Origin of the sequence: Halogeometricum sp. CBA1124, from assembly GCF_009741955.1 — an archaeon.
Taxonomy (GTDB): domain Archaea; phylum Halobacteriota; class Halobacteria; order Halobacteriales; family Haloferacaceae; genus Halogeometricum; species Halogeometricum rufum.
Window position 1 is genome coordinate 1 of record NZ_WPCD01000012.1, and the last position, 25,449, is coordinate 25,449.

Genomic DNA, 25,449 nt, shown 5'->3' on the forward strand with positions numbered 1-25,449 from the left:
GATGTCGAGGCGGTCGATGTCGGAGTCGAACTCCTCCTCGTCGAAGTTCTCGGTGCCGGCGTCCGGGCGCGGTGCCTCCCCCTCGGCGTCGCCGGCGACCGAGGGCGCGCCCTTCATCGCGGCGGCGAAGTCCTCGGGGAACGGGTCGGTGGCCGTCTTCGCTCCGCCCCGGCCGGCGAGCGCTTCGGGCCGTCGCGCACGCCGCCGAACGGGTCCGCGCCGGCGTCCTCAGAGTCCGAGTCCGAGTCCGCGGACGCGCGTCATCGTCGAAGCCGAACGCGGCCTCGAAGCCGTCACCGGATGACGCCGGAGACTCCGGCGGTGTCTCGTCCGTCGTCGTCGGGTCCGCGGTGGCGTCGCCCGAGACGCGCGTCCTCGGAGGCGTCTGCCGGTGTGTCGCGCGGGTCGCGCGTCGATGGGTCGTCCGACGCCGTCGTCCCCCGGCCCTCCGCGTCGCCAGGTTTCGCGTCGCCGGGGTCCGCGTCGTCGTCCGCGGGTGCGTCGTCGGCCTCGTCGCCGCGCGACGCCTCCTCGTCCGCGAACGCGCGTTCGAACCAGTCGTCGTCGCTCACGCGCCGTCCCTCCGCGAGGCGTCGGCGAGTCGGGCGGCGCGAGAACGCGAAGCGGTCGATTCCATCGCAGTCGTCGGTACGTGGTGGTCAGGTGCTATGAATGTTGCCGTGGCGAGGACGCCGCGCGACCGGCGAGCGAATCGGGTGACGGTGGGCTTTTGCCGGGTGAGAGTCAACCGGAGAGACGAGCATGCAGGTGGCCATCGTCGCACAACGGGGGAACAGTCGGGCCGCGTACCTGTCCGACGACCTCCGCGAGCGACTCCGCGAGGCGGGTGTGGAGGTCCGGATCGACGCGAAGACGGCGGCGGAACTCGGCGTCGAGGGCCACCCGGTCGAGACGTTCGCGACGGCGGACCTCGTGGTGAGTATCGGCGGCGACGGCACGTTCCTGTTCGCCGCACGCGGGGCGGGCGGGACGCCCATCATCGGCGTCAACCTCGGCGAAGTCGGCTTCCTGAACGCCGTGGGTCCCGAGGACGCCGTCGAGGCGGTGATGGCCGAAGTCGAGCGCTTCCGCGACGGCGAGTCGCTCACGCACCGCGAGGTGCCGCGCATCGCCGCCCGGACCGACGGCTGGACCGGCCACCCGGCGATGAACGAAATCGTCGTGCAGGGGCCGAGACGCGGCCACGGCGGCGGCGTCGGCGTGGAAGTCCGCGTCGACGGGTCGCTCTACACCGGCGGCCACGCCGACGGCGTCCTCGTGGCGACGCCGACGGGAAGCACCGCGTACAACCTGAGCGAACGCGGACCGCTCGTCCATCCGAGCGTCGAGGGCCTCGTCGTCAACGAGATGGTGCCGGACAGCGGGATGCCGCCGCTGGTCGTCGCGCCGGACTCCGAGGTGAGCATCACCGTGACGGACGCCGAGGAGGCCGTCGTCGTCAGCGACGGGCGGCACCGACAGTACGTCACGCCGCCGACCGAGGTGACGATAGCGACGACGGACGACCCCGTCCGACTCGCCGGACCGTCGTCTGACTTCTTCGAGGCGCTCGGAAAACTCGACTGACGCGCGGTCCGCCGGCCGACGCTCGGTCCACGGACTGGGCTCAGTCCGCCGACTCGCTCTCCTCGACCGCTTCGGTTCCCGGGTCGGGTCGCGCCGCCGCGGGCGCGGTCTGCCAGTCGATGTCGACGACGCCCTCGGGCGTGCCGCGGAGGCCGCGACGAGCGACCACCTCGAACGTCCGGTCGGCCGCCGCCGGCGTGAACAGGGAGGCGACACAGAGGCCGGCGACGTCGGCGCGGGGGATGCTCCCGGAGACGGTGTCGCCGCCCTCGCCGACGACGACGTCACCCGTCGCGTCGGCGTTCGTCAGCCCGCCGGGGCGGAGAATCGTGTAGGTGAGTCCCGACTCCCTGAGATGCGTCTCCGCGCGCGCCTTCGCCGGGAGGACGCCGAGTCCGCGGAACAGGAGGCGGAGGCCGAGTTGCATCCCCGGGGCGGAGTCGCCGACGCCGAGCGAGGAGACGAGGACGAAGTGGTCGACGCCGGCCGCGGCGGCGGCGTCGACGAGGTTCTTCGTCCCCTCGCCGTCGGCGAAGTCCGACGTGAGCGTGCCGATGCCGGGCGATGAACCGAGCGTACAGACGACGGCGTCGACGGCGTCGACGGCGCGGGCGGCGTCGTCGGGCGTCAGCACGTCGCCGACGACGACTTCGTCGGCACCGCGTTCGCGGAGCGACGACTCGCTGTCCGCGTCGCGCGTCATCGCGCGGACGACCACGTCGCCGTCGGCCGCCCGGAGGAGGTCCACGACGCGGCGGCCCGTCCCCCCCGTCGCGCCGGCGACCAGCACTCGCCCGCTCGTGATTGTCATGCGGTATCGTGGTGCCCGGACGTACATAACGATTCGTTCGGGGGACAAAATCTGCGGTCGCGAACGCAGCCGCGGGAGGGCGCCCACGGCATGCCGACAGGTGACAGACACCGTGCCGCGTGGACGCCGTCGCCCGCACCGTGGGAGTAGGTGGCACGGGCCGAAAAACTCGTCGGGGGTGCGCGCGCCGCGAACGACCGCTACTCCGCGCCCCAGTCGGCCGTCCGCTTGGGACGTTCGGAGATGGCCAGCACGTCCAGCGACTCCTCCTTCGAGCCGACCGCTTCGAGGGCGGCCGAGGCGGAGGCTTGCGTGGAGAAGTACGTTATCTCCTCTTCGACGCACAGTTCGAGGAGGTCACGGTTGCGCGACACCACGAGGTCGATCCGCCCCTCGCGGACGGCGGCGTCGCGTTCCTCGGTGTCCTCGAAGGACGCGATGTCGAAGTGCTCGGCGACGCCGTCGCGGAGGGCGGCGCCCTCCTCGGTGTCGGCGTCGGGGAACTCCTCGGCGGAGAGGTCGACGATGGCCGTGCCGCCCGCGGGAATCGGCTTGCCCGTGGCGTCCTGCGCCTTGTCGTAGGCCCTGCCGAACGACCGCGCGGTGCCCATCACCTCGCCCGTCGACTTCATCTCCGGGCCGAGGCGCGGGTCCGAACCCGGCAGGCGGTCGAACGGGAGGACCACCTCTTTCACCGAGGTGTGCTCGGGAATCTGCTCGGTTACGTCCAGCGATTCGAGCGTCTCGCCCGCCATCACCTTCGCGGCGAGTTTGGCGATGGGGACGCCCGTCGCCTTCGAGACGAACGGGACGGTGCGCGAGGAGCGCGGGTTCGCCTCCAGCACGTACACCTCGCCGTCTTTGACCGCCAACTGGACGTTCAGGAGACCCACCGTGTCGAGGGCGGTGGCGATGTCCTCGGTCACCTCGCGGACGCGGGCCATCGTCTCCTCGTCGAGGGCGCGCGGCGGAATCATGCAGGCGGAGTCGCCGGAGTGGACGCCGGCGCTCTCGACGTGTTCCATCACGCCGCCGATGAGGGCGCGGCGGCCGTCGCTGACGGCGTCCACGTCGAGTTCGACGGCGTCGTCGAGGAACTCGTCCACGAGGATGGGTTTGTCCGGCGAGACGCGGACGGCCTCCTCGATGTACGTCTTCAGTTCCTCGTCGGAGTGGACCACGTCCATCGCGCGGCCGCCGAGGACGTACGACGGGCGGACCAGCACCGGGTAGCCGATGTCGCGGGCGAGTTCGAGCGCTTCCTCCTCGCTCCGGGCGGACCCGCCTTCGGGTTGCAGGATGCCGAGTTCGTCCATCAGGAGGTTGAACCGGTCGCGGTCCTCCGCGAGGTCCATCGCGTCGACGGTCGTCCCGAGAACCTCGCAGTCGAGGCCGCGGCGCTGAATCTCCGATTCGAGGGGGTGGCCGATGTTGACCGACGTCTGCCCGCCGAACTGGACCATCACGCCGTCGGCGTCGACGGCCTCGACCACGTCCGCGACCTCTTCGGCCGTGATGGGCTCGAAGAACAGGCCGTCAGAGGTGTCGTAGTCCGTGGAGACGGTCTCGGGGTTGTTGTTGACCACGTGCGCGTCGATGCCCATCTCGCGCAGGGCGCGGACGGCGTGGACCGAGCAGTAGTCGAACTCAACGCCCTGGCCGATGCGGATGGGACCGCCGCCGACCACGACGACGCTCTCCACGTCGCGGTCGACGCGGAGTTCGCCGGCGGCGGCGTCGCCCTCGTAGGGACCGGAGAAGAACTCCGGCTTGCGCGAGGAGTAGTAGTACGGCGTCTGCGCGGCGAACTCGCCGGCGCAGGTGTCGACCTGTTTGTACGTGCGGCCGGGTACCTGCGTCTCGACGGTTCCCACGTCGCTGCCCGTCGCGGCGGCTATCTCGGTGTTCGTGTGCCCCGCGGTGGCGGCGGCGGTGAAGTCGCCCTCCTGCGCGGCGGCGACGGAGTCGGTGACGCGCTTGAACCGCTCGACGTACCACTCCTTCATCTCGGTCATCTCGACCACGTCGTCGACCGAGTAACCGCGCTCGAACGCCTCGAAGATGGCGTACGGGCGGTCGGGCGTCGGCGTCTCCAGATAGTCGGCTTCGAGTTCGTCGTCGGACACCTCCGCCCAGTCGGCGGCCGGGTCGTACTCGGTCGAACGAAGCGCCTTCAGGAGCGACTCCTCGAACGTCCGGCCGATGGACATCGCCTCGCCGGTGGACTTCATCGCCGTCGAGAGCTCGAAGTCCACCTCGTCGAACTTGTCTTTGGGCCACCGCGGAATCTTCGTCACCACGTAGTCGATTGCGGGCTCGAAGGCGGCGGTGGTCTCGCCGGTAATCTCGTTCTCTATCTCGTGGAGGCGCTTGCCGAGGGCCACCTTCGCCGTCACGCGGGCGATGGGGTACCCCGTCGCCTTCGACGCGAGGGCGGACGAACGGGAGACGCGGGGGTTCACCTCGACGACGCGGTACTCGCCGCCAGGGGTGCCGTCGTCGTGCCACGCGAACTGGATGTTACAGCCGCCCTGGATGCCGAGTTCGCGGATGACTTCCAACGCCGCGTCGCGCATCTCCTGGTGCCCCTCGTCCGGAATCACCTGCGACGGCGTGACGACCATCGACTCGCCGGTGTGGATACCCATCGGGTCGATGTTCTCCATGTTGCAGATGATGATGCAGGAGTCGTCGGCGTCGCGCATCACCTCGTACTCCAGTTCGACCCACCCCGAGATGGACTCGGTGATGAGCACCTCGCTGTTGCGCGAGAGGCGGAGGCCCTTGCGGACGCGTTCGACGAGTTCGTCCATCTCGTGGACGACGCCCGACCCCGACCCGCCGAGCGTGTACGTCGTCCGGGCGATGACGGGGAGGCCGCCCACCGCGTCGACGGCCGCCTCGACGCGTTCTTCGAGGTCCGCTTCCGTGACGTTGGCCACCTTCTCGTCCTCCTCCAGCGAGATGGTGGTCGACGCCGGCACCGGTTGGCCGATGTTCTCCATCCGCTTGCGGAACAGGTCGCGGTCCTCCGTCGCGTAGATGGTGTCCAGCGGCGTCCCCATGATGTCCACGTCGAACTCCTCCAAGATGCCCTGCTCTGCGAGTTCGGCCGTGACGTTCAGTCCCGTCTGCCCCCCGAGTCCGGCGATGACGCCGTCGGGCTCCTCCTTCCGAATCACCTCGGAGATGGCCTCGGGCGTGATGGGTTCGATGTAGACCTTGTCGGCCATCTCGGGGTCGGTCATGATGGTCGCCGGGTTCGAGTTGACGAGGACGACTCGTGCCCCCTCCTCCTGGAGCGCTCGACACGCCTGCGCGCCGGAGTAGTCGAACTCGGCCGCCTGTCCGATCTGTATCGGCCCGCTTCCGATGAGTAGAATTGTCCTGTTCTCGCTCCCGGTCGGAGAGCCAGTCGAGGTGTCCTCGTCGGTCATCGTGGTGTAGAAATCGGCACATCGTAATAAGCCCGGCGAATTTCTACGAGATACGAAATCGAGTTTCGAATTTCGTAGTGGCGGTCGGGAGTCGGCGAATCAGCGCGCTCGCGGCGTCAGCGGCGTCGCTCGACGGCGTGCGAGAGGACGACACCCGGACGGGCGTCGGGGTGACGAGGCGGGAGGCAGGACGGGACGACACCCGGACGGGCGTCGGGGTGACGAGGCGGGAGGCAGGACGGGACGAGACGGGACGGGCAGACCGAGACGGGACGGAGTAGACCGAGACGGGGTGGACGGAACGGACGAAAGAGAACGGATAACGGAACGTGCGCTACGCGTACACGTCGTCTTCGGAGAGGTCGCGCTCCGCTCGGTACTGTTCGACGAACTCGCTCACGTCGAAGTCGAGCATCTTCGTCTCGAAGTCGGAGACGGCCGAGTCGTCCTCGGCGTGGGAGACGGCGTGTTCCATCAGTTCGACGACGAGTTCGACGATTATCTCGTGGAGGCGGCGGGAGTCGAAGTCGGTCACCCAGACGATGCCCGCGCCGACGTCGCCGTCGTCGCTCACGTCCGCCGAGACGACCGCTCGGGGGAACTCCTCGAGGACGATGCCCATCAGGTGCGGGGTGCCGAACTCCGGCATGTCCTCGCTCGTCGTCTCGATGGCCTCGCGGAGGACGTCGACGAGGAACTCCGGCAGGAAGCGGTCCGGCGGGTGCACGTCCATCACCACCGCGTGCGTGTCGCCGCACGGACAGTCGAACTCGCGGAGGCCGAGGTCGAGGCTCCGAACGCGCTTCGTCTCCCCGCACGGGAGGTCGATTTCCTCGCCACGGCCGCCCGGGACGCGCGGTTGTGCCATGGGGGGTCGTTGTCGTCGCGGTGGGTTAAACGTCGCGTTCTCCGGAGGGGAGAGACGGCCGCTGGGCGACGGCAGGGGCGCGGTGCGCGCGGAAGGATGCGGGGTCGGGCCGTCGTCCGGGCCGGATTAGCTCCGCGAGGTGGTCCACAGCAGTGGACCGACGACGAGGAGGGCGATGCCGAGGAAGAGGTAGTGCGTGGGGACGAGTGACTGGGGCGTCAGGATGAAGATGACGCCGAACGCCATCGTGTTGAGGGCGAGGATTTTCGCCGATTTCAGCGGTAGTGCGCCGAGCGTCGCCAAGACGAAGACGAGCAACAGCGCCTGCCCAACGTTGTAGTTGAGCAGAAAGCTGTCGATGAGTTGTAGGGGGAGCATCCTTACCGCGAGTTTCGGCGCGAATCGAGTATTAAAGTTCCGTTCTCCTCGGCAGACTGAGCGACGGGTCGCCCGTCACCGACCCTGCGGCCCGGTGATGTCCATCGGGCGAATCCAGCCGTACCAGACGATGAACACCATCCCGCCGTAGCCGAGGATGAAGACGAGGCGGCCGACGCCGTTGTAGCCGAGTTCGCCCAGGAACCGCCGTACGAGCCCGGTGCCGGCGATTCCGACGAACAGGACGACCAGCAGGAGCAGTTTGTCGCGGGTGAGCGCGAACATACTCGACTCCCCGTCGCTCTCGACTGTCGTCTCGTCGTGGCCCATACTCACCGTCGGAACTACACGACCCTGAATCGCTCGGTTCGTGACCGACCGTCGCACGGTTGCACAACCACTTATACGCCGGCCGGCGACGAGGGGGATAGTGCAGCTCCGAACGCTCCCCGAGGACCACCGCGACGCCTGGCGCGCGATGGTGAACTACGCCTTCCGACCGGCGCAGGGGCCGGACTGGGAGGACCGAGACCGACCGTGGCCCGACCTGTTCACCGCGTTCGGCCTCTACGACGTTCCGCCGGACGGAGAGGCGGACGCGGAGGACCTCCGGACCGTCTGCGGGAGCTACGACTTCACCGCGAAGATTCGCGGCGACTGGCACCGCGCGGGCGGCGTCTCGGCCGTCGCCTCGCCGCCCGAACGCCGTCGGCAGGGGACCGTCGGCCGGATGCTCGACGCCCTCCTCGAACGCTGCCGCGAGGCGGGGACGGCGTTCTCGGTGCTCTGGCCGTTCGAGTACGCGTTCTACCGTCGGCTCGGCTGGGCCACCTGCAACGACTACGCGGAGGCGACGATACCGCCCGAGCAACTCGCCGCCGTCGCCCCCGACCCGGCGGGGTCGTTCCGACAGTTGGACGCAGAGACCGACCTGGCGGCCATCCGAACGGTCCACGAGGCGTGGGCGACCGAGTCGCTGGCGGTTCGCCGAACAGACGGCTGGTGGCGCGAGCGCGCGTTCCGCGGGTGGGAGAAAGACCCCTACGTCTACGGCTGGTTCGACGACGGAGGGACGCTCCGCGGCTACCTCGTCTACACGTTCGACGACGACGGCGACGACGGCCGCGACATGCGCGTCTGGGAGTGCGCGTCCGCCGACGACGCGGCGCGCGCGCACCTGCTCCGGTTCTGCCGTGACCACGACTCGCAGGTGGAGACGGTGACGTTCACGTCACTGCCGGCGTGGGCCCGACCCATCGACGAGTTGCCCGACCCGCGCGCGGCGACGCTCGAAGTGAAGCCGGGGCCGATGGTTCGCCTCGTGGACGTGGCGGACGCGCTCTCGGCGCTGTCGTACGACGCACGCGAGTCCGTCGTCCTCGCCGTCTCGGACGACCGGTGCGCGTGGAACGACGACACGTTCGAACTCCGCGTGGACGCCGCGGGCGCGCACGTGACCCGCGTCGAGGCGACGCCGGACGCGGAACTCGACGTCGGCGCGCTCTCGCAGTTGGCCGTCGGGGCGCGCACGCCCGCCGAACTCGAACGCGTCGGGGACCTGACGGTCGCCGATTCCCCGGTCCGGGAGACGCTCGCGGCGTTGTTCCCGCGCGAACGGACGTTCCTCCGGGAAGGGTTCTGACACGTGGCGAGCGCGTTCACGCTGACGTTGCTCTTAGGCGGTGCCATCCTCGGCGCGGGACTCGCCTTCCGCGGCGGCGAGTTGCTGGTGGAAGCGGCGGACAGCCTCGGCGCGTACTACGGCCTCCCACCGGTGGTGCAGGGCGCCGTCGTCGCCGCCGTGGGGTCGAGTTTTCCCGAACTGGCGAGCACGGTCATCGCCTCCGTGCGGTACGGCGCGTTCGAAATCGGCGTCGGTGCCGTCGTCGGGTCGGCCGTGTTCAACATCCTCGTCATCCCCGCCGTCTCCGCACTCGCCGGGGGCGGGTCGCTGGCGTCGAACCGCGACCTCGTGTTCAAGGAGGCGCAGTTCTACCTGCTGTCCGTCGCCGTCGTCTTCCTCGCGTTCACGCTCGCCGTCGTCTACGACCCGCGCGGGGGCGACTCCCTCACGGGGACCATCACGCCGGGCGTCGCCGTCTTCCCGGTGTTGCTGTACGGGCTCTACATCTTCATCCAGTACCACGACACGATGGACAATCGCCTCGCCTCGCCGTTCGGCGTGGACCCCGACGCGGTGAACGTCGAACGCGAGTGGGCCCGACTGATGCTCTCGCTCGTGGTCATCGTCGCCTCCGCGGAGTTGCTCGTCCGCGCCGCGGTGGGCTTCGGCGACGCCTTCGGCACCTCGGCGTTCCTCTGGGGTCTCACCGTCGTCGCCGCCGGGACGAGCCTCCCCGACACGTTCGTCAGCGTCGTCGCCGCGCGGCGGGGCAACGCCGACGTGAGCCTCGCGAACGTCCTCGGGAGCAACATCTTCGCGCTCCTCGTCGTCCTCCCGGTGGGCGTCCTCGCGGCGGGGCAGGCCGTCGTCTCGCTCCGCACCGTCGTCCCGATGATGGGCTTTCTCGTCGCCGCCTCCGTCGTCTTCTTCGCCGTCCTCCGTACGGAGATGCGCCTCACCCGCCGGGAGGCGTACCTGCTCGTCGCCGTCTACATCGGGTTCCTCGCGTGGTTGGTCGCCGAGAGCCTCGGCATCACGTCGTACGTCGGCTGACCGGCGGCGTCACCGCGGCGGGTCGCCGACGCCGTCGTCGTCCGGTGCGTCGTCGTCTGGTGCGTCGTCGTCCGGTGTGTCGTCCGGTGTATCGTGGCCGAACTCGTCGCGTTCGCCCCGCGAGTCGCCGCCGGCGTCGCCGGGGGTGTCGACGCCCCGGTGGTCGTCCCACCTGCGGAGCGTCGGCGACCGGTCGTCGACGTCGGCGACGAACCGCATCGACGCCGTCGTGGCCGCGAGTCCGACGCGGCCGCCGACGGGGATACCGAGCAGGAGTCCGACGACGCCGAGGTTGACGACGAACAGCGACATCGGCACGGAGACGAGGAGCGCGAAGAGGAGGTAGCCGACGGCGTACGACGCGTACGGGCCGCCCGAGAGCGCGAGGTCGTAGCTGGACCGAAGCGCGTCCGCGATGCCGGTCTCGCGGAGGACGACGAGGAACGGCGCGGCGTAGAACAGGTAGCCGAACACCGCGTACAGGACGAACAGCACCAGGACGACGGGGAGGAAGGCGGAAGACCCGTCGACGGTGCCGAACCCGCCGGTCACGAGGACGACGCCGGCGGTGACGAGCGACGGAACGCCCGTCCAGACGGCCATCGGAGCGAGGTGCGCGCGGGCGTCGCCGACGAAGTCGTACTCGGCCGCGCCGGCGTCGAGGAGTCGGCGGAGGCTCCCGAGGTAGCCGCCGAGGAGGAACGCCGACGTGACGAAGGCGGCGGCGACGACGCCCAGCGACGCCGCGAGGCCGACGTGGGCGTCCGATTGCGGGGTGTTGACGAACTGCCAGACCCCCGACGACGGGGAGGGAAAACTGACCAGCGTCACCCCGACGTGGAAGCCGTCGAGACCGAGGACGCCGAGTATCTTGTCGACGGAGAACAGCGAGAGGACGACGGGGACGAACGCCAGCCACAGGCGTCGCCGGAGCGTCGCCACCCGTCGGCGATGCGGTCGGTGAACGGAACGGAGGGCGCCACGTTCGAACCGTCGCGGCGCGAGAAATATAGGTTTCGTGTCGTTTGTGGGCGAGGGAACCGCCGCTCGCCCGGTCCTGCGTTCGTCTACCGCGCTCAGTCTCGCAGTTCGTACCCCATCTCGCGGAGGAGGCCGCCGACGCGCCCCGAGTGGTCGCCCTGCAGTTCGATTTCCCCCTCGTCGACGGTGCCGCCGCAGGCGAGTTTGCGCTTCAGTCGGGAGGCGACGTCCCGCAGTTCCGACGCCGAGAGGTCGAATCCGGAGACGACGGTGACGGCCTTGCCGTAGCGTCGCGTGTCGACGTGGACGGAGAGTTGCTGGTGGGACTGTTCGAGGTCACGGTCGATGCCGAGTTCCTCGGGGAGTCCGGCGATGGATGACAGGTCGTCCTTGTTTGCCACGCCTCCGCTAGGGGGCCGGCGGATATACGCGTTCGCCCGCCGGCACGGGCGACAAACGAAGGTGTAGAGGCGGCGTGTGAGCGACGTGTAGGCGGCGTGTGAGCGACGTGTAGGCGGCGTGTGAGCGACGTGTAGGCGGCGTGTGAAACGAGGCGCGGACGCTTCGGTGAGGGGGCGAGGGGTGGAGAGCGGGGGCGGGGAACCGGCAGGCGATTCCGACGCTGCCGGGCGCGGGGGCTCAGTCGCCGGGGTTGTTGCCGCGGCCGTAGTGAGCGACCATCTTCCACATCGTCTCGTCCAACTGCTCCCCGTCGGAGACGGAGACGAGTTGGCGGTACAGCGTGTCTGAGACGGTTATCTCGGGCATCGAACGCGGATACGACGGTCAGGGATATAATACTACTGTGATGCGGAATCGAGTAAATTGGGTGAGAGAGCGCCGGAACGGCGCGGACGACACCGGACGCTCGGTCGATTCGGCGGGAGCGTAGCGGCGCCGTGCGTAGTGTAGCACGGGGCCGAACGACGGTCCGAGTCGGCACGTCGGGAACCATTCTCCGAGCGTGAGTGTCAGCTCGTCGTACTGTTTCACGGTTTTTTCTTGCCTAAATCGCGTTATTGATGGCACTAAAGTCCGTTACCGTGGGTAGAGTAATACGGCCCCGAGGACAGAGTTCCCGATAATGAACTACAGAAGTGTCTCCGAGTTAAACAGAGATACTCGCCAACTGGCCCGGGAACTCCCGGACCGCATCGACCTGGTCGTTGGCATCCCGAGAAGCGGCCTGCTGGCCGCCAACCTCCTCTGTTTGAACCTCGACGTGCCGATGACGGACGTGGAAGGATTGTGTGAGGGACGCATCCTGCAGACGGGGCACCGCTACGACGGCGCGGTCTCGTTCGACGACGTGGAGACGGTGCTGGTCGTCGACGACTCCGTGGACACCGGCCGGCAGATGCGGGAGACGAAGGGCCGACTCGCGGAGATGGAGTTTCCGTTCGACCTCGAGTACGGCGCGATATACATCTCCTCGCAGGGCCACCGGGAAGTCGACCACTGGGTGGACGTCATCAGTAAACCGCGCGTGTTCGAGTGGAACATGATGCACCACCCGATGCTGAAGCAGTTCTGCGTGGACATCGACGGCGTCCTCTGTCGCGACCCGACGCGCGAGGAGAACGACGACGGCCCCCGCTATCGGGAGTTCCTCACGACGGTCGAACCCCGCGTCGTCCCCACGGAGAAAATCGGGTGGCTGGTGACGTGTCGACTGGAACAGTACCGCGACGAGACGGAGGCGTGGCTGGACCGACACGGCATCGAGTACGAGAATCTGGTGATGATGGACTCCCGTCGAAGGAGGCCCGGAAGCGACGCGGCAACCACGCCGAGTACAAGGCGGAGGTGTACCGCCAGACCGACGCGGACCTGTTCATCGAGAGTTCGCGACAGCAAGCCACGGAGATCTGCGACCTGACGAGAAAGCCCGTCCACTGCTACGAGGAGAACGAGATGCTCAATCCGGGGCACCTCGACCGCGCGTTCCAGAAGAGTTCGAGCTACCTGTCGCGGTTCAGCGACAACCCGCTCGGTTTCTCGCTGAAGGCGAGCAAGTACGTCCTCAACGAGGGCTACTACACGCTGAGTCGGTTGACGGAGCGTCGGGGCGGGAAGTGACTCGCAGAGACACGGCGCGATAGCCGGGCGAGCGGGTCGATACTCGGCTCGTTCCCCGATTCGACGGGCTGGATTGCGTTCTGCGGAGTCGTTCGGGAACTCGGTTACTGTCCTCACTGCTCCGTCGGCACACGTCTCTTTGGGCTGTTCGACTACAGTGGTGACACGCGCGTTCCGACCTCCGTCGGCAACCCCAACCGCCCGACTGCGCGGACTACCGTTCACGCGGTGACCGAACGCACCTGGAAATAGCCGTGGCTCAGAAGTGTGAAGTGTCGAGATTAGGTGGCTGGGGAGTTCCCGCACCCAATCCACCTCAGCCGGACGGCGTGAGGTGAGTAGGTGGGCCAACGCGGATTTGAACCGCGGACCTCCCGGTTATCAGCCGAGCGCTCAACCTGACTGAGCTATTGGCCCAGGTGAGCGCATTCAGTCGTTGTTCGAGGATTCGTTTAAGAGTTTCTTTTCGCTACGGGTCCGTCGGGTGGTAGTGAGCCGCACCGTTCCACAGACGCCCGGACGATGCCGGTCACGACCACCGAGGCGGTGCCCGTACGGACGGCGTCTCACGACGCACACGACCGCCGCGGAAACGAACGGACACCCCCAGCGTGCGCTGCGACGCGGGCGGGAGACTGAACCGTCGAAGGAGAGGGGGAATCGGAGTCGAGGCGACCGCGAGGCGGCGCGCCTCAGGAGTTGTCGTCGTCCGGCCGACCGTAGTTCTCGGGGTCGAGGTTCACGACGTCGTCGTCCGGGAAGCCGCCGACCCAGACGTTGCCCGAGGCGAAGCCGCCGGTCTGCTTCTCCAGATACGGTTTGACGACGAAGCGCTTCGTCGTCTCGCGGATGGGGAAGCGCGTCACCGGGATGGCGAGGAGGAACCCGATGAGGTCGGTCACGACGCCCGGCGTGAGGAGGAACGCGCCCGCGGCGATGAGCAGGCCGCCGTCCAGCAGTTCGTTCGTCGGGATGCCGCCCGTCGCGACTTTCCGCTGGAGTTTCGAGAGCGTGTGTCGGCCCTCGGCGCGGACGAGGAGCATACCGACGAGCCCCGTCAGAACGACCAACAGGACCGTGGGAACGAACCCGATGGTACTGGCCAGCGGGACCAGCAGGAGCGTATCCAAGAGGGGAATCGCGAGGAGTGCCGCGATGACCCAGCGCGTCTGCATGCGCGTCTCTATTGGGTCGTCGTTCATAGCCCTTGTGTCCTCGGCGTGGGGAACGAACGGCGCGCGGCCGTCGAAGTGGGAGACCTGCAGTCAGTCGAAGTCCGTCGGCCGCGCGAGTTCCAGATACGGTTCCAGCTTCGAGAGCGAGTCGGTCGATTCGACCACGTCCGCCTCCCGGTCGTACGTGACGACGCCGTCGTCTTCGAGTCGCGGGAGGTGAGCGTGGTCCAGCGAGACGGTCGTGCGCGTGACCTGTTCGCTGGTTGCCTCGTCGATGTCCACGCCGGCCTCCCACGTCGCGACTCTGCGAGCGAGTTCCTCGCGTCCGACCGGTCCGCGCACGTCCGAGAGGAAGTAGAGCACGAACCGGCGCCTGCGGTTGCTGAGGATGTGGAAGATGGCGTCGAGCGACAGTTCGCCCCCGTCCAGTTGGACGGGAGGATACGGTACGGTCTCGGCGTCGTCGCCGTCTGTCTCGTCGGTTTCGAAGGTCATGGGTGCCCGTGAGTCCCCGCCAGACCGCAACTCTTCTCTACGTTGCAAGGGGGGAGATAAAACATCTTTTGCCGGTAACGAGGTGACGCGTCCGAGCGTCGAGGAGGAACTGCGACCGGAAGAAACACCTCGAAGGGCTTACCCCCCGCGGTCACCCAGCGTGAGTCATGACGGACGACGAGACGCGCGTCGAGTGGCGGCGGTGGGGTCCGAAGGCGTTCGAGGAGGCCGACGCGGCCGGGAAACCCGTGTTGCTGTCGCTGACGGCGACGTGGTGCGACGGCTGTCACGAGATGGACGTCGAGACGTACGGCGAACCGCGCATCGCCGCGAACGTGAACGACGACTTCGTGCCGGTCCGAGTCGACGTGGACCGCCACCCGCGCGTCCGCGAGCGCTACAACATGGGCGGGTTCCCCTCGACGGTGTTCTGCACGCCGTCGGGCGAACTCGTCACCGGGGCGATGTACCTCGGCCCCGACGGCATGCGGCAGGTGCTCGACCGGGTCCGGGAGACGTGGACCGAGCGAGGCGACGCGGCCGGCCGGGTCCCGCGCGCCCTCGCGGACGACCCGACGCCGGAGGGGCCGGTGGACACGCACATCGAGGAACACCTCGCCGGGCAACTGGACGAGAAGTACGACGACCGGTTCGCCGGGTGGGGCGACGGGACGAAGTTCCCGATGCCGCGGACGATAGAGTTCGCCCTGAAGCGGTCGCGACGACAGGCGGTGGAGACGCTCCGGACGCTGGCGGCGACGCTGTTCGACGACGTGGAGGGCGGCTTCTTCCGCTACGCCGAGGGCCGGGACTGGTCGGACCCGCACCACGAGAAACTGCTCGACACGAACGCCGCCCTCGTGCGGGCGTTCGCCAACGGCTACCTCTACACCGGCGACGACGCCCTCCTCGACCCGGCTCGGCGGACGCAGGCCTTCCTCGCGGAACGGCTCTGGAACGGCGCGGCGTTCGGGGGGAGCGTCGGCCCCGGCGACGGAAGTAGCGTCGGCCCCAGCGACGGCGAGGAGTACTACGAACTGGACGCCGACGGCCGCGCCGACCACGCGGGGCCGCGGCGGGACCTGACCGCCTACGCCGGCGCGAACGCCCTCGCGGCGGACGCCCTGCTGACGCTGACCGCGTACACCGACGACGAGTCCGCCCGCGACTACGCGGTTCGGACGCTGGACTACCTCGACAGCCGACTCGTCGACGACGACGGCGTCGTGACGCACTTCGAGGCGGGCGAGGAGACGGGCGAGACGCTCCTCCTCGAGGACCACGCGCGGGTCGTCGCCGCGTTCGGCAGGGCGCGACAGGTGCTCGGCGACGACCGGTATCTCGACCGGGCGCGGTCCGTCGCGGACGCGGCGCTCGACGAACTGCAGGCGGGCGACGGCGCCTTCAGAGACGGGCCGGCGTCGGGCGCCGGGCTGCTCGACCGGCCGCTTCGACCGCTGGACGCGAACGTGAGATGGCCGACGCGCTCTGTGACCTCGCGGCGGTGACGGGCGAGGACGCCTACGAGGACGCCGCGCGGAACGCCGTCGGCGCGTTCGCGGGCGCGTGGGACCGCATCGGCGTCCAGGTCGCCGGGTACGGGTCGGTGGCGGCGCGGCTGACCCGACCGACGCTCGTCGTCGCCGTCGCGCGCCGGCCGGGTCGGACCTCCACCGCGCGGCCCTCCGCGTCGCCGACCACGAGAAGGTCGTCGTCCCCGACGCGCCGGGCGTCTCGGTCGACGCGGCGACGGTTCGCCTCGGCGACCGCGAACGGACCGTCACCACACCCGACCAGTTCGATGACCGCCGTCTCCGACCTCACCGACGGCGCGTGAGAGCGCCGCCTCGGAGCGCAGAGCCGTGAACCGGCAGAACGTGTAAACCCCCGGTTTGTTTTTAACCGTGGGGGGTCTGTTGTGACCATGACCAGTCTGCGGGACCTCGGGTTGTCGGAGTACGAGGCGCGAGCGTACCGGTCGTTGCTGCGGACGGGTGCGACAACCGCCAAGGAGTTGTCGCGCGCCAGCGACGTGCCGATGGGCCGCATCTACGACGTGCTGAACAGTCTCGAACAGCACAGTCTCGTCCGGAGTCAGGCGGCGAGTCGCCCGAAGAAGTACGTCGCCGTCGAACCCGACACCGCGCTGGACCGTCTGCTGGAGACGAAGCGGCGGGAGTTAGAGGAGAAGGCCGAACAGTACGAGGCGGTCGTCGACGAACTCACCGACGAGTTGGAGACCGCAGAACCCGTTCAGGGGCAGTTCTGGACCGCCGCCGTCGGGATGGAGGAGTCCGTGGACCTGTTGCTCGAACGCCTCTCGGCCGCCGACAGTTCGCTCGTCATGGTCGCCGGGACGCTCTCGCCGCAGTTCGACCTGGGCCGCGTCGGCGAACTCGTCACGGACGAACTCGAAGCCGCACTGGACCGCGGCGTGGAGGTGTCCGTGCTGATGTCGCCGAAGATAGTCTCGTCGCTCCCCCGGAGCGTCGGCGAACGCTACGTCGACCGCCTGGAGAACCACCCGCGCTTCGAGGTGCGGACGACGGAACAACTGCCGGGGACGTTCAACCTCATCGACGACGTGGAGGTGTGCATCGAGGTCCCGAACCCCCTCGACCCCGGCGAACCGTTCGCGATGATAGACCTGAAGGACGCCGAGTTCGCCACCGACATCCGGGAGATGTTCGACCCGCGGTGGGCGGAGGCCAAGCCCCTCACGCTGTCGAACGTCGAAGCGGACGACTGACCGACGCCGTCGAACCGACGAGGAGAACCGCTCACGGTAGAGCGAGTCGCTCGGTCGTCGCGGCGTTCGCGCCGGCGATTGCGTCGGCGCGGTCCCGAATCGCGACCGACGACGGCGACCCGGACTACAGGTCCGCGAGTTCGTCTCTGAGTTCGCCCAGCGACGCGACTCGTTCGGCGTGGGCGTTGTGCTGGTGGATGGACTCGTCGTTCGACTGCTTCATGTGGACGACGGCGCTGTCGGCGAGGTAGTCGAACTCGTCGACGACCTGCTCGGCCATCGACCGGACGCAGTCCTCGACGAACTTCGCGTTGGCGTGCGCGTGGTAGGTCATGTGGTCCTCGTCGGGTCGTTTCGCGAGGTTGTAGATGCGCGCGGACATCGAGTCGCGGGCGATGTCCACGAGGTCGATGAGGTCCACGTCGGGCGACCCGTCCGTCTCGACGGTCAGCGTCGCGTGTCCTCGCTGGGAGTGGCCCGGTTGCGGGACCTGCTCTAGGAACTCCTCGATGGTGTCGTCGTCGACGTCGAGGTCCCGCATCACGTCGCGGGCGCGGGAGGCCGACATCCCCTGCGAACAGGGACAGACCGTCATGCCGACGACCTCGGCCCCGATCTCCTCGCGGGTGCCGTCCTCGGTGGCGACCGCGCTGGCGATGATGTTGGCCGTGCTCTGCGTCTGGAGGTCCGACGCCGGAGTGTTCTCGCGGAGGACGAGTTCCGCGGTCATCCGCACCTCGGCCTTCGAGGTGTAGTCGTGCTTGGCGAGGAGTCGCTCCGCGGTGTCACCACACATGTCCTCGACGCGATACGTCGGTTCGGCGACGGCGTCCTCGAGGATTTCGTCGATGACCTGCATGTTCCGGCTCATGTCGATCCCCTTGCGTCCGCTGGGTAAGTCGACGAACACCTCGAACTCCGCCATCAGAATCAGCGGGCGCTTGCCGTCGCGAGCGATTTTGACGAGTTTGTCCACACCCGTCACACCCACCTGGCTCAGTCCGACAGTCACGTCGGGTCTACCTGCCTGAACGTCAGGCAACTGGTGACTCATCGTGAGAAGGGTAGGATTGTGTTCGATTAATGCTTTCGCTAGGGGAACGGCGCTGGGCGGCGAAATCGCCCACGTCGCCGCGTCTGCCGGGAGGTGGTGTCGGTGTCAGGGCCAGTCGTCGCGAGTGCTCGTCTCGAACGGGTCGTCCTCCTCCGACTCGCCTGCGAGCGCCCAGCCCGCGCCTCTGCGGCCTGTTCGAGCGGGAGATACTCCCACTCGGTCCGGTCGGCGAGATCGCGGTCCTCGTCGCTCGTCCCGACGAAGACGTGGCGGTCGGTGTCGAACTGCCGTTTCACGTTCTCCAGACTCTCCTCGACGCCGCGCGGTCCGGAGAAGAAGTCCTGACGGACGCGGTGTTTCCGAGTGAAGTTCGTGACGACGTAGGTGGGCTTATCGCTCACCACGCCGACGTACTCCGTCCACTGCCGTGCGTCGTTGAAGACGGCGTTCGGGTCGGCGAGCGCCTTCAGCGCCGCCAACTCGAACGCCAGCGTCATGTCGGTAGAGCCGCCTCCGTCCATGCCCGAAGATGGTCGCGTCGGACGCAAAACCGCTTCGGTTCCGCGACCGAGAAACGGCCGCCTCACCGGTCGAACCGGAGCGAGAGGAGAAGACCGAGTTACGGAGAATCGAGGAGAAATTCCCGCCGTTTAGGGCGGGGATGAATCCGACACTACCCTTCGCAATCCACCGTTCAAACGCTCGGCAGGATATTCCACGCTCAAATACATATTTTCAAGTAACTATCTCGACATAGGTTACGTATGGCGAAACAGGTCGTCACCCGCACCTACACTGCAGCCATACGGAACCAGCAACGGGTGTCCGACGACCTCGACGCCCTCGGGTTCTCAGCATCAAAACTCTGGAACGTCGGGCGGTGGGTTTGCGACCGAGTGTGGTCAGAGATTGGCCATATCCCCGGTCACAACGAACTCACCTCGTACCTCAAGTCGCACGAACGCTACGATGACCTGCATTCTCAGTCAAGTCAGCGAGTTTTGCAAGAACTCGCTGAAGCGTTCAACGGCTGGTACGGCAAACGACGTAACGGAGACACGAGAGCAAACCCACCGAAGTACCGCAAACACGGCGACGACCATCCGCGAAGTACGGTCACGTTCAAAGCCGCAGGCTTCAAACTCGACACCGAGTACGAAAGAGTCCGACTCTCGAAAGGCTCGAACCTCAAGGAGTATTGGTCGGACTTCATCCTCTGCGAATATCAGACCCGCCCCGACGTTAACCTCTCGACCGTGGAGAACGTCCAACAGGTTCGAGCAGTCTGGACTGGTGACGAGTGGGAACTGCACTTCGTGTGCAAAGTTGAAATCGAGGTTGCTGAATCACCCGGTGAGAAGACCGTGGGTGTTGACCTCGGTATCAACAACTTCGCCACGCTCGCCTACGAAGACGGTCACAGCGAACTGTATCCGCTCAACTGTCTGAAGCAGGACGACTACTACTTCAGCAAGCGAATCGCTTGCTGTGACGACTCAGACTCAGAGCAGGCCACGCGACTGAATCAGAAGAAGTCGGCCCGTCGAACCCACTACTTCCACACGCTCTCGAAACACATCGTTCAGCGATGTGTTGACGAAGGGGTGGCGACGATTGCGGTTGGCGAGCTCTCCAGTATCCGCGAGGATGAGGAGAACGGCGAGTCGAAGAACTGGGGTAAGCACGGCAACCTCGACCTGCACTCGTGGGCGTTCGACCGCTTCACACAGATGCTCGAATACAAGGCCGAGATGGAAGGCATCACTGTCGAGCGAGTGTCTGAGCGCGATACGTCGAGGTCGTGTTCGTGCTGTGGGCGGAAGCGTGACGCGAACCGTGTTGAACGTGGGTTGTATGTCTGCGATGAGTGCGGTACGGTGGCGAATGCAGACGTGAACGGCGCTGAGAACATTCGACAGAAAGTATCTCCGAATCCCGCCACAGATGGCGGTGATAGGAGTAACGGCTGGTTGGCACAGCCATCGACGTACTTGTTCGATTCAGAGAGCGGATGCTTCACACCGCGAGAACAGACCACGTCGTAAACCACAAGATCCCACCGGCGGTCGGGAATCCTCGCCCTTCAGGCCGGGGAGGATGTCAATGGAGTTCGTAGTAGCCGGTGTACCGGACCACGTCGCCGACCGAGAGTTCCGGCGCACAGACGCTCGGCTTGGGCCCGTCCACCGCCGCCGCGATGGCCGTCTGCGTCCGGTCGGACAGTTCGTCGTAGTGCCACACCCGCGCCGTCGGGTCGATGTCCTCCGCACCGGTTCTGACGACAGTCACGCCGTCCGCAGCGTCGCCGTACGTCGATTCGCACGCAGTCCGTGACATGCGATACCAAACGTCATGGTAGAAAATAAAGATTTGGACTGCGGAAGGGGAGACGCGCGGCGAGAGTCAGCGACGAGTCGAGGGAGAAGAGAGCGAGAGAGAAGATAACGACTGCACGGAGGGGCGACGGCGCGACTGTCGGGGAGGGCGCTTACTCGGCCGGCGCTTCCTCTTCGAGGTCCAGGTCGTCTATCTCGAACTGCTGTTGCATCAGCACGTCCTTCTGGTCGGCGACGACGCGTTCCTCGCGCATGAGCTTCTTGTACTTCGACTGCGGCGAGAGGTCACCGATGAGGACGCCGCCGACGATTTTGCCGTCCTTGAAAGCGAGGCGTCGCCACTCGCTGTCGGAGTACTTCGCCTCCGCCTCGTCGTCCCCGATGGTCGGGTGACCGAACGAGAGGAACGGGAAGTCGAAGTGGGTGATGGAGTACGAGGAGACCCAGCGGAACTCCTCGGACCCGTAGTCGACCATATTCTGCGCGGCGATGGTCCCCTGTTCCTTCGCCGACCCCCACGCGCCGTTCTGGGCGCGTTCGCCGAGGATGACGTCGTGGAACTGCGTGATGTCGCCCGCCGCGAACACGTCCTCGTGGTTCGTCCGCATGTACTCGTCGACGACGATGCCGTCGTCGCACTCGATGTCGGTGCCCTGCAGAATCTCCGTGTTGAAGTCCAGTCCGATGGCGATGCCGACGAAGTCGGCGTCGTACTCGTCACCGTTGGGGTCGACGGCCGTCGTCACCACGCCGTCGTCGTCGACCTCGAAGTGGTCGACGCCGGAGTCGAAGACGGGTTCGACGTTCCGTTCGCGGAGGGCCTCGTGGATTATCTCGGCGCCCTCCTCCGAGAGCGCGTACCGCCACCAGCAGTTCCCGCGCATGAGATACTTGCCCTCGACGCCCTGCGCGGCCGTGATGGCCGCGAGGTCGATGCCGAGCAGTCCGGCCCCCACGACGACGGAACTGTCGGCCTCCTCCATGTGCGAGCGAATCTTGCGGGCGTCCTGGAACGTCCAGAAGTGGTGGACGCCCTCGGCGTCGGAGTTGTCGACGGGCAGTTGGGTCGGCGTCCCCCCCACGGAGACGAGCAGTTTGTCCCACGAGAGTTCCTCGCCCTCGTGCGTCGTGATGGTGTGCCCGTCGGGGTCGACGTCGGTGACGAGGGTGTTGAGCTTCAGTTCGATGTCGCGCTCGTCGTACCACTCGGGGTCGTGGATGGAGATCGGCGCTTCGGGGAGTTTCCCCTTGGCGAACTCTTTGATGAGGATGCGATTGTACAGGGCTTCACCCTCGTCGGTGACGACGGTGATGTCGGCGTCGGGTTCCTCCTCACGGAGGGTCTCAGCGGCGGAACTCCCCGCGATACCGTCGCCGATGATGACGTACGACTGGGTCATACGCGGAATCTTTGACACCGGGGTTAATGTGAATTGCTATCCTCGCTATGCGTCCGAGGAGCCCGAGACCGGCGGGGGACGACCCGGACGGCGACAGACGGGCGGTATCCCCGCTCAACGCCCCCCGACCCGGACGCCCACGCGTCGCAGGACGATACCCGGGAGGGCGAACGCCGCCGGGACGCCGACGAGGAACACCGCGGCGAACGCCGCGGGACTCTCGATGTGCGGGGCGGCGACGGCGACGAAGACGCCGAACGCGAGGACTGACAGCACGGAGAGCAGGCAGTAGCAGACGAGGACGAACAGGGGGTCACGCTCGGTGGGTGCCCCCGAGGCGTCGAGCCGTTCGCGTATCGTCTGCGGACGTGAGGCGGTCATCGGACGAGACGGACGCCGCGAGCGGAGATAAACGTGACCGGGTCCGCACGCCGCACTCGGCCACGTCCGCACGGCGACTCGCTCGGCGCTCAGACGGCCGCGTCAGCGGAGTCGTGCTCACAGCCGGCCCGCCAGTGTGCGCAGGCGAACCGACGGAGGCGGCGGCGCAGGCGGGTCACGGCGTCGACGCCGCCGACGGAGACGGCGAACGCCGCCGGCAGGCCGACGAACCACAGGGCCAACAGCGTCGCGACCGGCGGCACGAACGGCGCCAGTGCGCTCGCGACGAGGGCGAACAGAGCGAACCCGAGGAGCGTCCCGAACGCGTCCGCGGCCGCGGTCACGGGGGGCGGCGTGGCCGCGGCGCGTCGGGTCGCCGAACGTCGGTGAGCGGGCGGTACGACCGGGGGAGTGGAGTCGGCGGGTCATCGTCGTCTCACGTGTGGAGGGACGGCCGCCGATACGAAAAGTGTAATCTGAACTGAATTTTTGTAGGCGCGCTTACTGAACTGCGTTTCACCAGTTCACCCGAGGCGTCGCCGTTCGACGGCGACGACGGCGAGTTCGTCGTCGAGCGTCACGCGCAGTTCCTCGTCGTCCAGCGGGATGTCCACGCGGACGCGCCACGGGTCGTCGTCGAGGACGGTGGTCCGGTCGCCGACGCACCACTCGAACGTCCAGTGCGGGCTGTCCCGCAGGTCGACGCCGTGAGTCGCGTGGAAGCCGACGACGTCGGACTGGTCGAGGAGGCTGAGGCCGACGGGCGACCGGATGCGGTGGTCGCACTGCTCGCAGCGGTGGACCGAACAGGCGGCCACGTCGAGCGGTCCCGTCTCCTGCGACAGCGTCGTTCCCATTCGTCCGCCGCACTCCGGGCAGACGCCGTCCGCGGCGAGGCAGTGCAGGTGCCGGACGCGCTGGTCGAACGCGTGCGCGACTTCCTCGTCCGACCGGTCGGTGAGTCCGCCCGGCGGGAACGGCGCGTGCGCGTGCAGACGGCCGCAGTCCCGACAGCCGACGGAGATGTGTTCGTCGAGGTACGAGGCGGTGAGCGTGCCGCCGCAGTCGGCGCACTCGCCCGGCACCTCGAACGGTTCGACCGTCGGGTTCTCGTTGAAACTCCCCGAGAGGACGGCGCGGACCACCTTCTCGCCCGCGTGCCTGAACTCGTAGCCGTCGTCGGTCTTCGCGACGAACTGGCCGGTGAGTTTGCCGAGGTGGTAGTTGAACTGCGCGCTGTCGCGCATCCCGACCCGACGGCGGAGGTCCGAGAACGTCACCGGACGCTCCGGCGACCGCCAGAGGGCTTCGAGGATGGCGAGGCGCGTCTCGTTGCCGACGACGGCGAACGCCTCCGCGGGGGCGAGACAGTCCACACAGTCCGTGAGGAGTCCCTCGTCGCCCGCGTCTGTTTCGCTCATACCCTCCGATACCGGGTTCCGACGGCAAAAAGCCACGCACAAATTCGTTTAACTGGAATTAGGCGCTAAGTCCCCCTTCCTCAAGGAGCAACGCAGGGAGCGAAGCGACTGAGTAGCGCAGTAGGGAGGGGATACAGCGCCGTCATCGTCTCACAAACACTCCGCGACGACTGGCCCACGCAATCGCAACTCTTAGTTGTGTAGTTTGTGTATAGTGTGTTGTGGCGACCCGCAAAAACATCTCCATCCGTGACGACCAAGAGGAGTGGATTCAGGACAACCACCTGAACCTCTCCTCGTTCGTCCAAGAGAAACTGGACGAACTCATCGAGGAACGAGAGTCATAGATGCACTACAACTACAAGTATCGACTCGACCCACCAGAAGCCCTCACCGAGACGCTTCTGCACCACATCGATACTTGTAGACAACTCTACAACCACGTCCTCTACAAACTCAACGAGGCAGACGACATTCCCGCCCGCTACGAGGTGCAGGGACGACTTCCCGACCTCAAATCGTGGTGGGACGACCTCGGAGACGTTCACTCGAAGGTATTGCAGATGGTCGTCAAGCGCGTCTACGACAACCTCTCCACGCTCAAAGCACAGAAGGAGAACGGACGCGCCGTGGGAATGCTTAAGTGGAAACCGCCTCGGGAGTATCGGTCGCTCACCTACAACCAATCCGGCTTCGAACTCAAGAATACGAGTGGTCGGCCTGTCCTGTGGTTGAGCAAAATCGGTGAGATTCCGATTCACCTCCACCGAGAGATTCCCGAGAACGCGACCATCAAACAGGTCACGGTCAAGCGAGAACCCACGGGCAAATGGTTCGCCACGTTCGGTCTCGACGTGGACGAAGCCCCACCCGAGAAACCGGAGACGCCCGAGAAGGTCGTTGGCATCGACCTGGGGATTCCCAAGTACGCCCACGACACCGACGGATATGCTATCGAGAGTCCCGACTTCAGTGAGGAACGCGAGCGACTCGAATGCGCCCAACATAGCCTCTCGCGGAAGGAACACGGCTCGAACAATTGGGAGAAACAACGCAGGGTTGTGGCCGAACGCCACGCCGAGTTGAAGCGAAAGCGCCGTGACTTCCTGCACAAACTGTCGTCATATTATGCCCGCGAGTACGACCTTGTTGCGGTCGAGGACTTGGACGCGAAGGGATTGGTCGAACTACCGGGCAACTCTCGGAACCGGGCCGGAGCCTCGTGGGGGACGTTCCTCCGAATGCTCGAATACAAGTGCGAACGCAAAGGAACGCACTTTATCGCTGTGAACCCGCGAGGAACGACCAAAGAATGCGCGTCGTGCGGAACGGAGACGGACAAACCACTGTGGGTTCGTGACCATTCCTGTCCCGCCTGCGGGTTTGAGGCGGACAGGGACGCGAACGCGGCGTGGAACATCCTTTCTCGCGGTATCAACGATGTAGGAGTGGTTCACTCCGAATCAACGCCTGTGGAGACTGCGCTCCCTGTGGATACCTCGGTATCTGCAAAGCGCGTCGTGAAAACAGGAAGCCCCACCCTCAAGGAGCGAACGGCGTCAGTCGTGAGCGAGTAGGGTGGGGTAGTTCACGCACGACCGCAGCGGTCGGGTGACGGCG

Annotated in this window: 25 protein-coding genes, 1 tRNA gene and 3 pseudogenes; 10 read left to right on the forward strand and 19 right to left on the reverse strand. The window is 66.9% G+C overall.

The features are described 5' to 3' along the window. Positions 1-293: 293 nt before the first annotated feature. Positions 294-572 carry a hypothetical protein gene (locus GJ632_RS03135; RefSeq protein ID WP_191452052.1) on the reverse strand — a complete coding sequence of 93 codons (279 nt, stop codon included), beginning with the start codon at positions 570-572 and terminating at the stop codon, positions 294-296. A gap of 190 nt (positions 573-762) precedes the next feature. Between GJ632_RS03135 and GJ632_RS03140 the strand changes: the two genes are divergently transcribed. Continuing rightward, the gene (locus GJ632_RS03140; protein WP_191452053.1) at positions 763-1,587 is read left to right on the forward strand and encodes an NAD(+)/NADH kinase; all 825 of its coding nucleotides are present in this window, start codon (positions 763-765) and stop codon (positions 1,585-1,587) included. Positions 1,588-1,627: 40 nt separating this feature from the next. Here GJ632_RS03140 and GJ632_RS03145 read toward each other — a convergent pair whose 3' ends face one another. Together GJ632_RS03145 and carB are read right to left on the reverse strand one after the other, a co-directional pair. Then, positions 1,628-2,398, reverse strand: coding sequence for an SDR family oxidoreductase (locus GJ632_RS03145; protein WP_191452054.1), 771 nt, complete (start codon positions 2,396-2,398; stop codon positions 1,628-1,630). A 200-nt stretch (positions 2,399-2,598) separates the two neighbouring features. Continuing rightward, on the reverse strand, positions 2,599-5,835 hold the full coding sequence (gene carB, locus GJ632_RS03150; protein ID WP_191452055.1) for a carbamoyl-phosphate synthase large subunit: 3,237 nt from the start codon (positions 5,833-5,835) through the stop codon (positions 2,599-2,601). Between the two features lie 77 nt (positions 5,836-5,912). On the opposite strand from carB, the gene GJ632_RS03155 reads away from it, so the two are divergent. Next, a complete protein-coding gene (locus GJ632_RS03155) occupies positions 5,913-6,116 on the forward strand; it encodes a hypothetical protein (RefSeq protein WP_191452056.1) in 204 nt (67 codons plus the stop codon). A gap of 53 nt (positions 6,117-6,169) precedes the next feature. Here GJ632_RS03155 and GJ632_RS03160 read toward each other — a convergent pair whose 3' ends face one another. From GJ632_RS03160 to GJ632_RS03170, 3 genes are all read right to left on the reverse strand, one after another. Beyond that, positions 6,170-6,703 carry a DUF5815 family protein gene (locus GJ632_RS03160; protein WP_191452057.1) on the reverse strand — a complete coding sequence of 178 codons (534 nt, stop codon included), beginning with the start codon at positions 6,701-6,703 and terminating at the stop codon, positions 6,170-6,172. Between the two features lie 126 nt (positions 6,704-6,829). Beyond that, positions 6,830-7,081: a hypothetical protein gene (locus GJ632_RS03165; protein WP_089808467.1), complete on the reverse strand. Its 252-nt coding sequence runs from the start codon at positions 7,079-7,081 to the stop codon at positions 6,830-6,832. A gap of 75 nt (positions 7,082-7,156) precedes the next feature. Continuing rightward, a complete protein-coding gene (locus GJ632_RS03170) occupies positions 7,157-7,411 on the reverse strand; it encodes a hypothetical protein (protein ID WP_177232618.1) in 255 nt (84 codons plus the stop codon). Positions 7,412-7,511: 100 nt separating this feature from the next. Here GJ632_RS03170 and eis point away from each other — a divergent pair, with 100 nt between their 5' ends. Continuing rightward, positions 7,512-8,723 (forward strand): GNAT family N-acetyltransferase, encoded by a 1,212-nt coding sequence (gene eis / locus GJ632_RS03175; RefSeq protein WP_343160994.1) that lies wholly within the window; start codon positions 7,512-7,514, stop codon positions 8,721-8,723. Positions 8,724-8,726: 3 nt separating this feature from the next. Continuing rightward, a complete protein-coding gene (locus tag GJ632_RS03180) occupies positions 8,727-9,758 on the forward strand; it encodes a sodium:calcium antiporter (protein WP_089808474.1) in 1,032 nt (343 codons plus the stop codon). Positions 9,759-9,767: 9 nt separating this feature from the next. Here GJ632_RS03180 and GJ632_RS03185 read toward each other — a convergent pair whose 3' ends face one another. The 3 genes from GJ632_RS03185 to GJ632_RS24580 form a co-directional block, all read right to left on the reverse strand. Beyond that, a complete protein-coding gene (locus GJ632_RS03185) occupies positions 9,768-10,700 on the reverse strand; it encodes a hypothetical protein (RefSeq protein WP_191452058.1) in 933 nt (310 codons plus the stop codon). Positions 10,701-10,834: 134 nt separating this feature from the next. Beyond that, a complete protein-coding gene (gene yciH / locus GJ632_RS03190; RefSeq protein WP_343160995.1) occupies positions 10,835-11,140 on the reverse strand; it encodes a stress response translation initiation inhibitor YciH in 306 nt (101 codons plus the stop codon). A 238-nt stretch (positions 11,141-11,378) separates the two neighbouring features. After that, positions 11,379-11,507: a hypothetical protein gene (locus tag GJ632_RS24580; protein ID WP_255473511.1), complete on the reverse strand. Its 129-nt coding sequence runs from the start codon at positions 11,505-11,507 to the stop codon at positions 11,379-11,381. A 316-nt stretch (positions 11,508-11,823) separates the two neighbouring features. Here GJ632_RS24580 and GJ632_RS03195 point away from each other — a divergent pair. Further along, a pseudogene (locus GJ632_RS03195) lies at positions 11,824-12,818 on the forward strand (phosphoribosyltransferase family protein). Positions 12,819-13,161: 343 nt separating this feature from the next. Here GJ632_RS03195 and GJ632_RS03200 read toward each other — a convergent pair. The 3 genes from GJ632_RS03200 to GJ632_RS03210 all read right to left on the reverse strand — a co-directional run bounded on the left by GJ632_RS03200 (position 13,162) and on the right by GJ632_RS03210 (position 14,488). Next, positions 13,162-13,235, reverse strand: a tRNA-Ile gene (locus GJ632_RS03200). Positions 13,236-13,510: 275 nt separating this feature from the next. Continuing rightward, positions 13,511-13,993, reverse strand: coding sequence for an FxsA family protein (locus GJ632_RS03205; protein ID WP_089809239.1), 483 nt, complete (start codon positions 13,991-13,993; stop codon positions 13,511-13,513). Positions 13,994-14,083: 90 nt separating this feature from the next. Beyond that, complete coding sequence (locus tag GJ632_RS03210; protein WP_191452059.1) at positions 14,084-14,488, reverse strand: hypothetical protein; 405 nt, start codon at positions 14,486-14,488, stop codon at positions 14,084-14,086. Between the two features lie 167 nt (positions 14,489-14,655). On the opposite strand from GJ632_RS03210, the pseudogene GJ632_RS03215 reads away from it, so the two are divergent. After that, positions 14,656-16,325, forward strand: a pseudogene (locus tag GJ632_RS03215) (DUF255 domain-containing protein). 87 nt (positions 16,326-16,412) lie between these two features. Beyond that, the gene (locus GJ632_RS03220) at positions 16,413-17,237 is read left to right on the forward strand and encodes a TrmB family transcriptional regulator (RefSeq protein ID WP_191452060.1); all 825 of its coding nucleotides are present in this window, start codon (positions 16,413-16,415) and stop codon (positions 17,235-17,237) included. Positions 17,238-17,361: 124 nt separating this feature from the next. Here the strand turns inward: GJ632_RS03220 and mptA are convergent, their stop codons facing one another. Together mptA and GJ632_RS03230 are read right to left on the reverse strand one after the other, a co-directional pair. Beyond that, positions 17,362-18,291 (reverse strand): GTP cyclohydrolase MptA, encoded by a 930-nt coding sequence (gene mptA / locus GJ632_RS03225; protein ID WP_191452061.1) that lies wholly within the window; start codon positions 18,289-18,291, stop codon positions 17,362-17,364. A 105-nt stretch (positions 18,292-18,396) separates the two neighbouring features. After that, positions 18,397-18,812: pseudogene (locus tag GJ632_RS03230) on the reverse strand (hypothetical protein). Positions 18,813-19,055: 243 nt separating this feature from the next. On the opposite strand from GJ632_RS03230, the gene GJ632_RS03235 reads away from it, so the two are divergent. Next, positions 19,056-20,336: an RNA-guided endonuclease TnpB family protein gene (locus GJ632_RS03235; protein ID WP_191452062.1), complete on the forward strand. Its 1,281-nt coding sequence runs from the start codon at positions 19,056-19,058 to the stop codon at positions 20,334-20,336. A 55-nt stretch (positions 20,337-20,391) separates the two neighbouring features. On the opposite strand, the gene GJ632_RS03240 is transcribed toward GJ632_RS03235, so the two are convergent. The 5 genes from GJ632_RS03240 to GJ632_RS03260 form a co-directional block, all read right to left on the reverse strand. Beyond that, positions 20,392-20,628: a hypothetical protein gene (locus tag GJ632_RS03240; RefSeq protein ID WP_191452063.1), complete on the reverse strand. Its 237-nt coding sequence runs from the start codon at positions 20,626-20,628 to the stop codon at positions 20,392-20,394. 151 nt (positions 20,629-20,779) lie between these two features. Continuing rightward, a complete protein-coding gene (locus tag GJ632_RS03245; RefSeq protein ID WP_191452064.1) occupies positions 20,780-22,027 on the reverse strand; it encodes an NAD(P)/FAD-dependent oxidoreductase in 1,248 nt (415 codons plus the stop codon). A gap of 114 nt (positions 22,028-22,141) precedes the next feature. Then, complete coding sequence (locus GJ632_RS03250; RefSeq protein WP_191452065.1) at positions 22,142-22,408, reverse strand: hypothetical protein; 267 nt, start codon at positions 22,406-22,408, stop codon at positions 22,142-22,144. 89 nt (positions 22,409-22,497) lie between these two features. Next, positions 22,498-22,752, reverse strand: coding sequence for a hypothetical protein (locus GJ632_RS03255; RefSeq protein WP_191452066.1), 255 nt, complete (start codon positions 22,750-22,752; stop codon positions 22,498-22,500). A 180-nt stretch (positions 22,753-22,932) separates the two neighbouring features. Beyond that, entirely contained in the window at positions 22,933-23,829 is an 897-nt protein-coding gene (locus tag GJ632_RS03260) for a winged helix-turn-helix domain-containing protein (RefSeq protein WP_089808506.1), read from the reverse strand. 221 nt (positions 23,830-24,050) lie between these two features. Between GJ632_RS03260 and GJ632_RS24585 the strand changes: the two genes are divergently transcribed. Further along, positions 24,051-24,176, forward strand: a complete 126-nt coding sequence (locus tag GJ632_RS24585) for a hypothetical protein (RefSeq protein WP_255473514.1) — start codon at positions 24,051-24,053, stop codon at positions 24,174-24,176. Beyond that, on the forward strand, positions 24,177-25,406 hold the full coding sequence (locus GJ632_RS03265) for an RNA-guided endonuclease TnpB family protein (RefSeq protein ID WP_191452067.1): 1,230 nt from the start codon (positions 24,177-24,179) through the stop codon (positions 25,404-25,406). It begins immediately after the preceding gene. Positions 25,407-25,449 lie beyond the last annotated feature (43 nt).

Coding starts and splice junctions, on each gene's coding strand:
- GJ632_RS03220 (WP_191452060.1), top strand. CDS start 16,413: ATGACCAGTCTGCGGGACCTCGGGTTGTCGGAGTACGAGGCGCGAGCG.
- GJ632_RS03260 (WP_089808506.1), bottom strand. CDS start 23,829: ATGAGCGAAACAGACGCGGGCGACGAGGGACTCCTCACGGACTGTGTG.
- GJ632_RS03235 (WP_191452062.1), top strand. CDS start 19,056: ATGGCGAAACAGGTCGTCACCCGCACCTACACTGCAGCCATACGGAAC.
- GJ632_RS03165 (WP_089808467.1), bottom strand. CDS start 7,081: ATGCTCCCCCTACAACTCATCGACAGCTTTCTGCTCAACTACAACGTT.
- GJ632_RS03170 (WP_177232618.1), bottom strand. CDS start 7,411: ATGGGCCACGACGAGACGACAGTCGAGAGCGACGGGGAGTCGAGTATG.
- GJ632_RS03245 (WP_191452064.1), bottom strand. CDS start 22,027: ATGACCCAGTCGTACGTCATCATCGGCGACGGTATCGCGGGGAGTTCC.
- GJ632_RS03210 (WP_191452059.1), bottom strand. CDS start 14,488: ATGACCTTCGAAACCGACGAGACAGACGGCGACGACGCCGAGACCGTA.
- GJ632_RS03205 (WP_089809239.1), bottom strand. CDS start 13,993: ATGCAGACGCGCTGGGTCATCGCGGCACTCCTCGCGATTCCCCTCTTG.
- carB (WP_191452055.1), bottom strand. CDS start 5,835: ATGACCGACGAGGACACCTCGACTGGCTCTCCGACCGGGAGCGAGAAC.
- GJ632_RS03160 (WP_191452057.1), bottom strand. CDS start 6,703: ATGGCACAACCGCGCGTCCCGGGCGGCCGTGGCGAGGAAATCGACCTC.
- mptA (WP_191452061.1), bottom strand. CDS start 18,291: ATGAGTCACCAGTTGCCTGACGTTCAGGCAGGTAGACCCGACGTGACT.
- GJ632_RS03145 (WP_191452054.1), bottom strand. CDS start 2,398: ATGACAATCACGAGCGGGCGAGTGCTGGTCGCCGGCGCGACGGGGGGG.
- GJ632_RS24580 (WP_255473511.1), bottom strand. CDS start 11,507: ATGCCCGAGATAACCGTCTCAGACACGCTGTACCGCCAACTCGTCTCC.
- GJ632_RS03140 (WP_191452053.1), top strand. CDS start 763: ATGCAGGTGGCCATCGTCGCACAACGGGGGAACAGTCGGGCCGCGTAC.
- GJ632_RS03250 (WP_191452065.1), bottom strand. CDS start 22,408: ATGACCGCCTCACGTCCGCAGACGATACGCGAACGGCTCGACGCCTCG.
- GJ632_RS03240 (WP_191452063.1), bottom strand. CDS start 20,628: ATGTCACGGACTGCGTGCGAATCGACGTACGGCGACGCTGCGGACGGC.
- GJ632_RS03265 (WP_191452067.1), top strand. CDS start 24,177: ATGCACTACAACTACAAGTATCGACTCGACCCACCAGAAGCCCTCACC.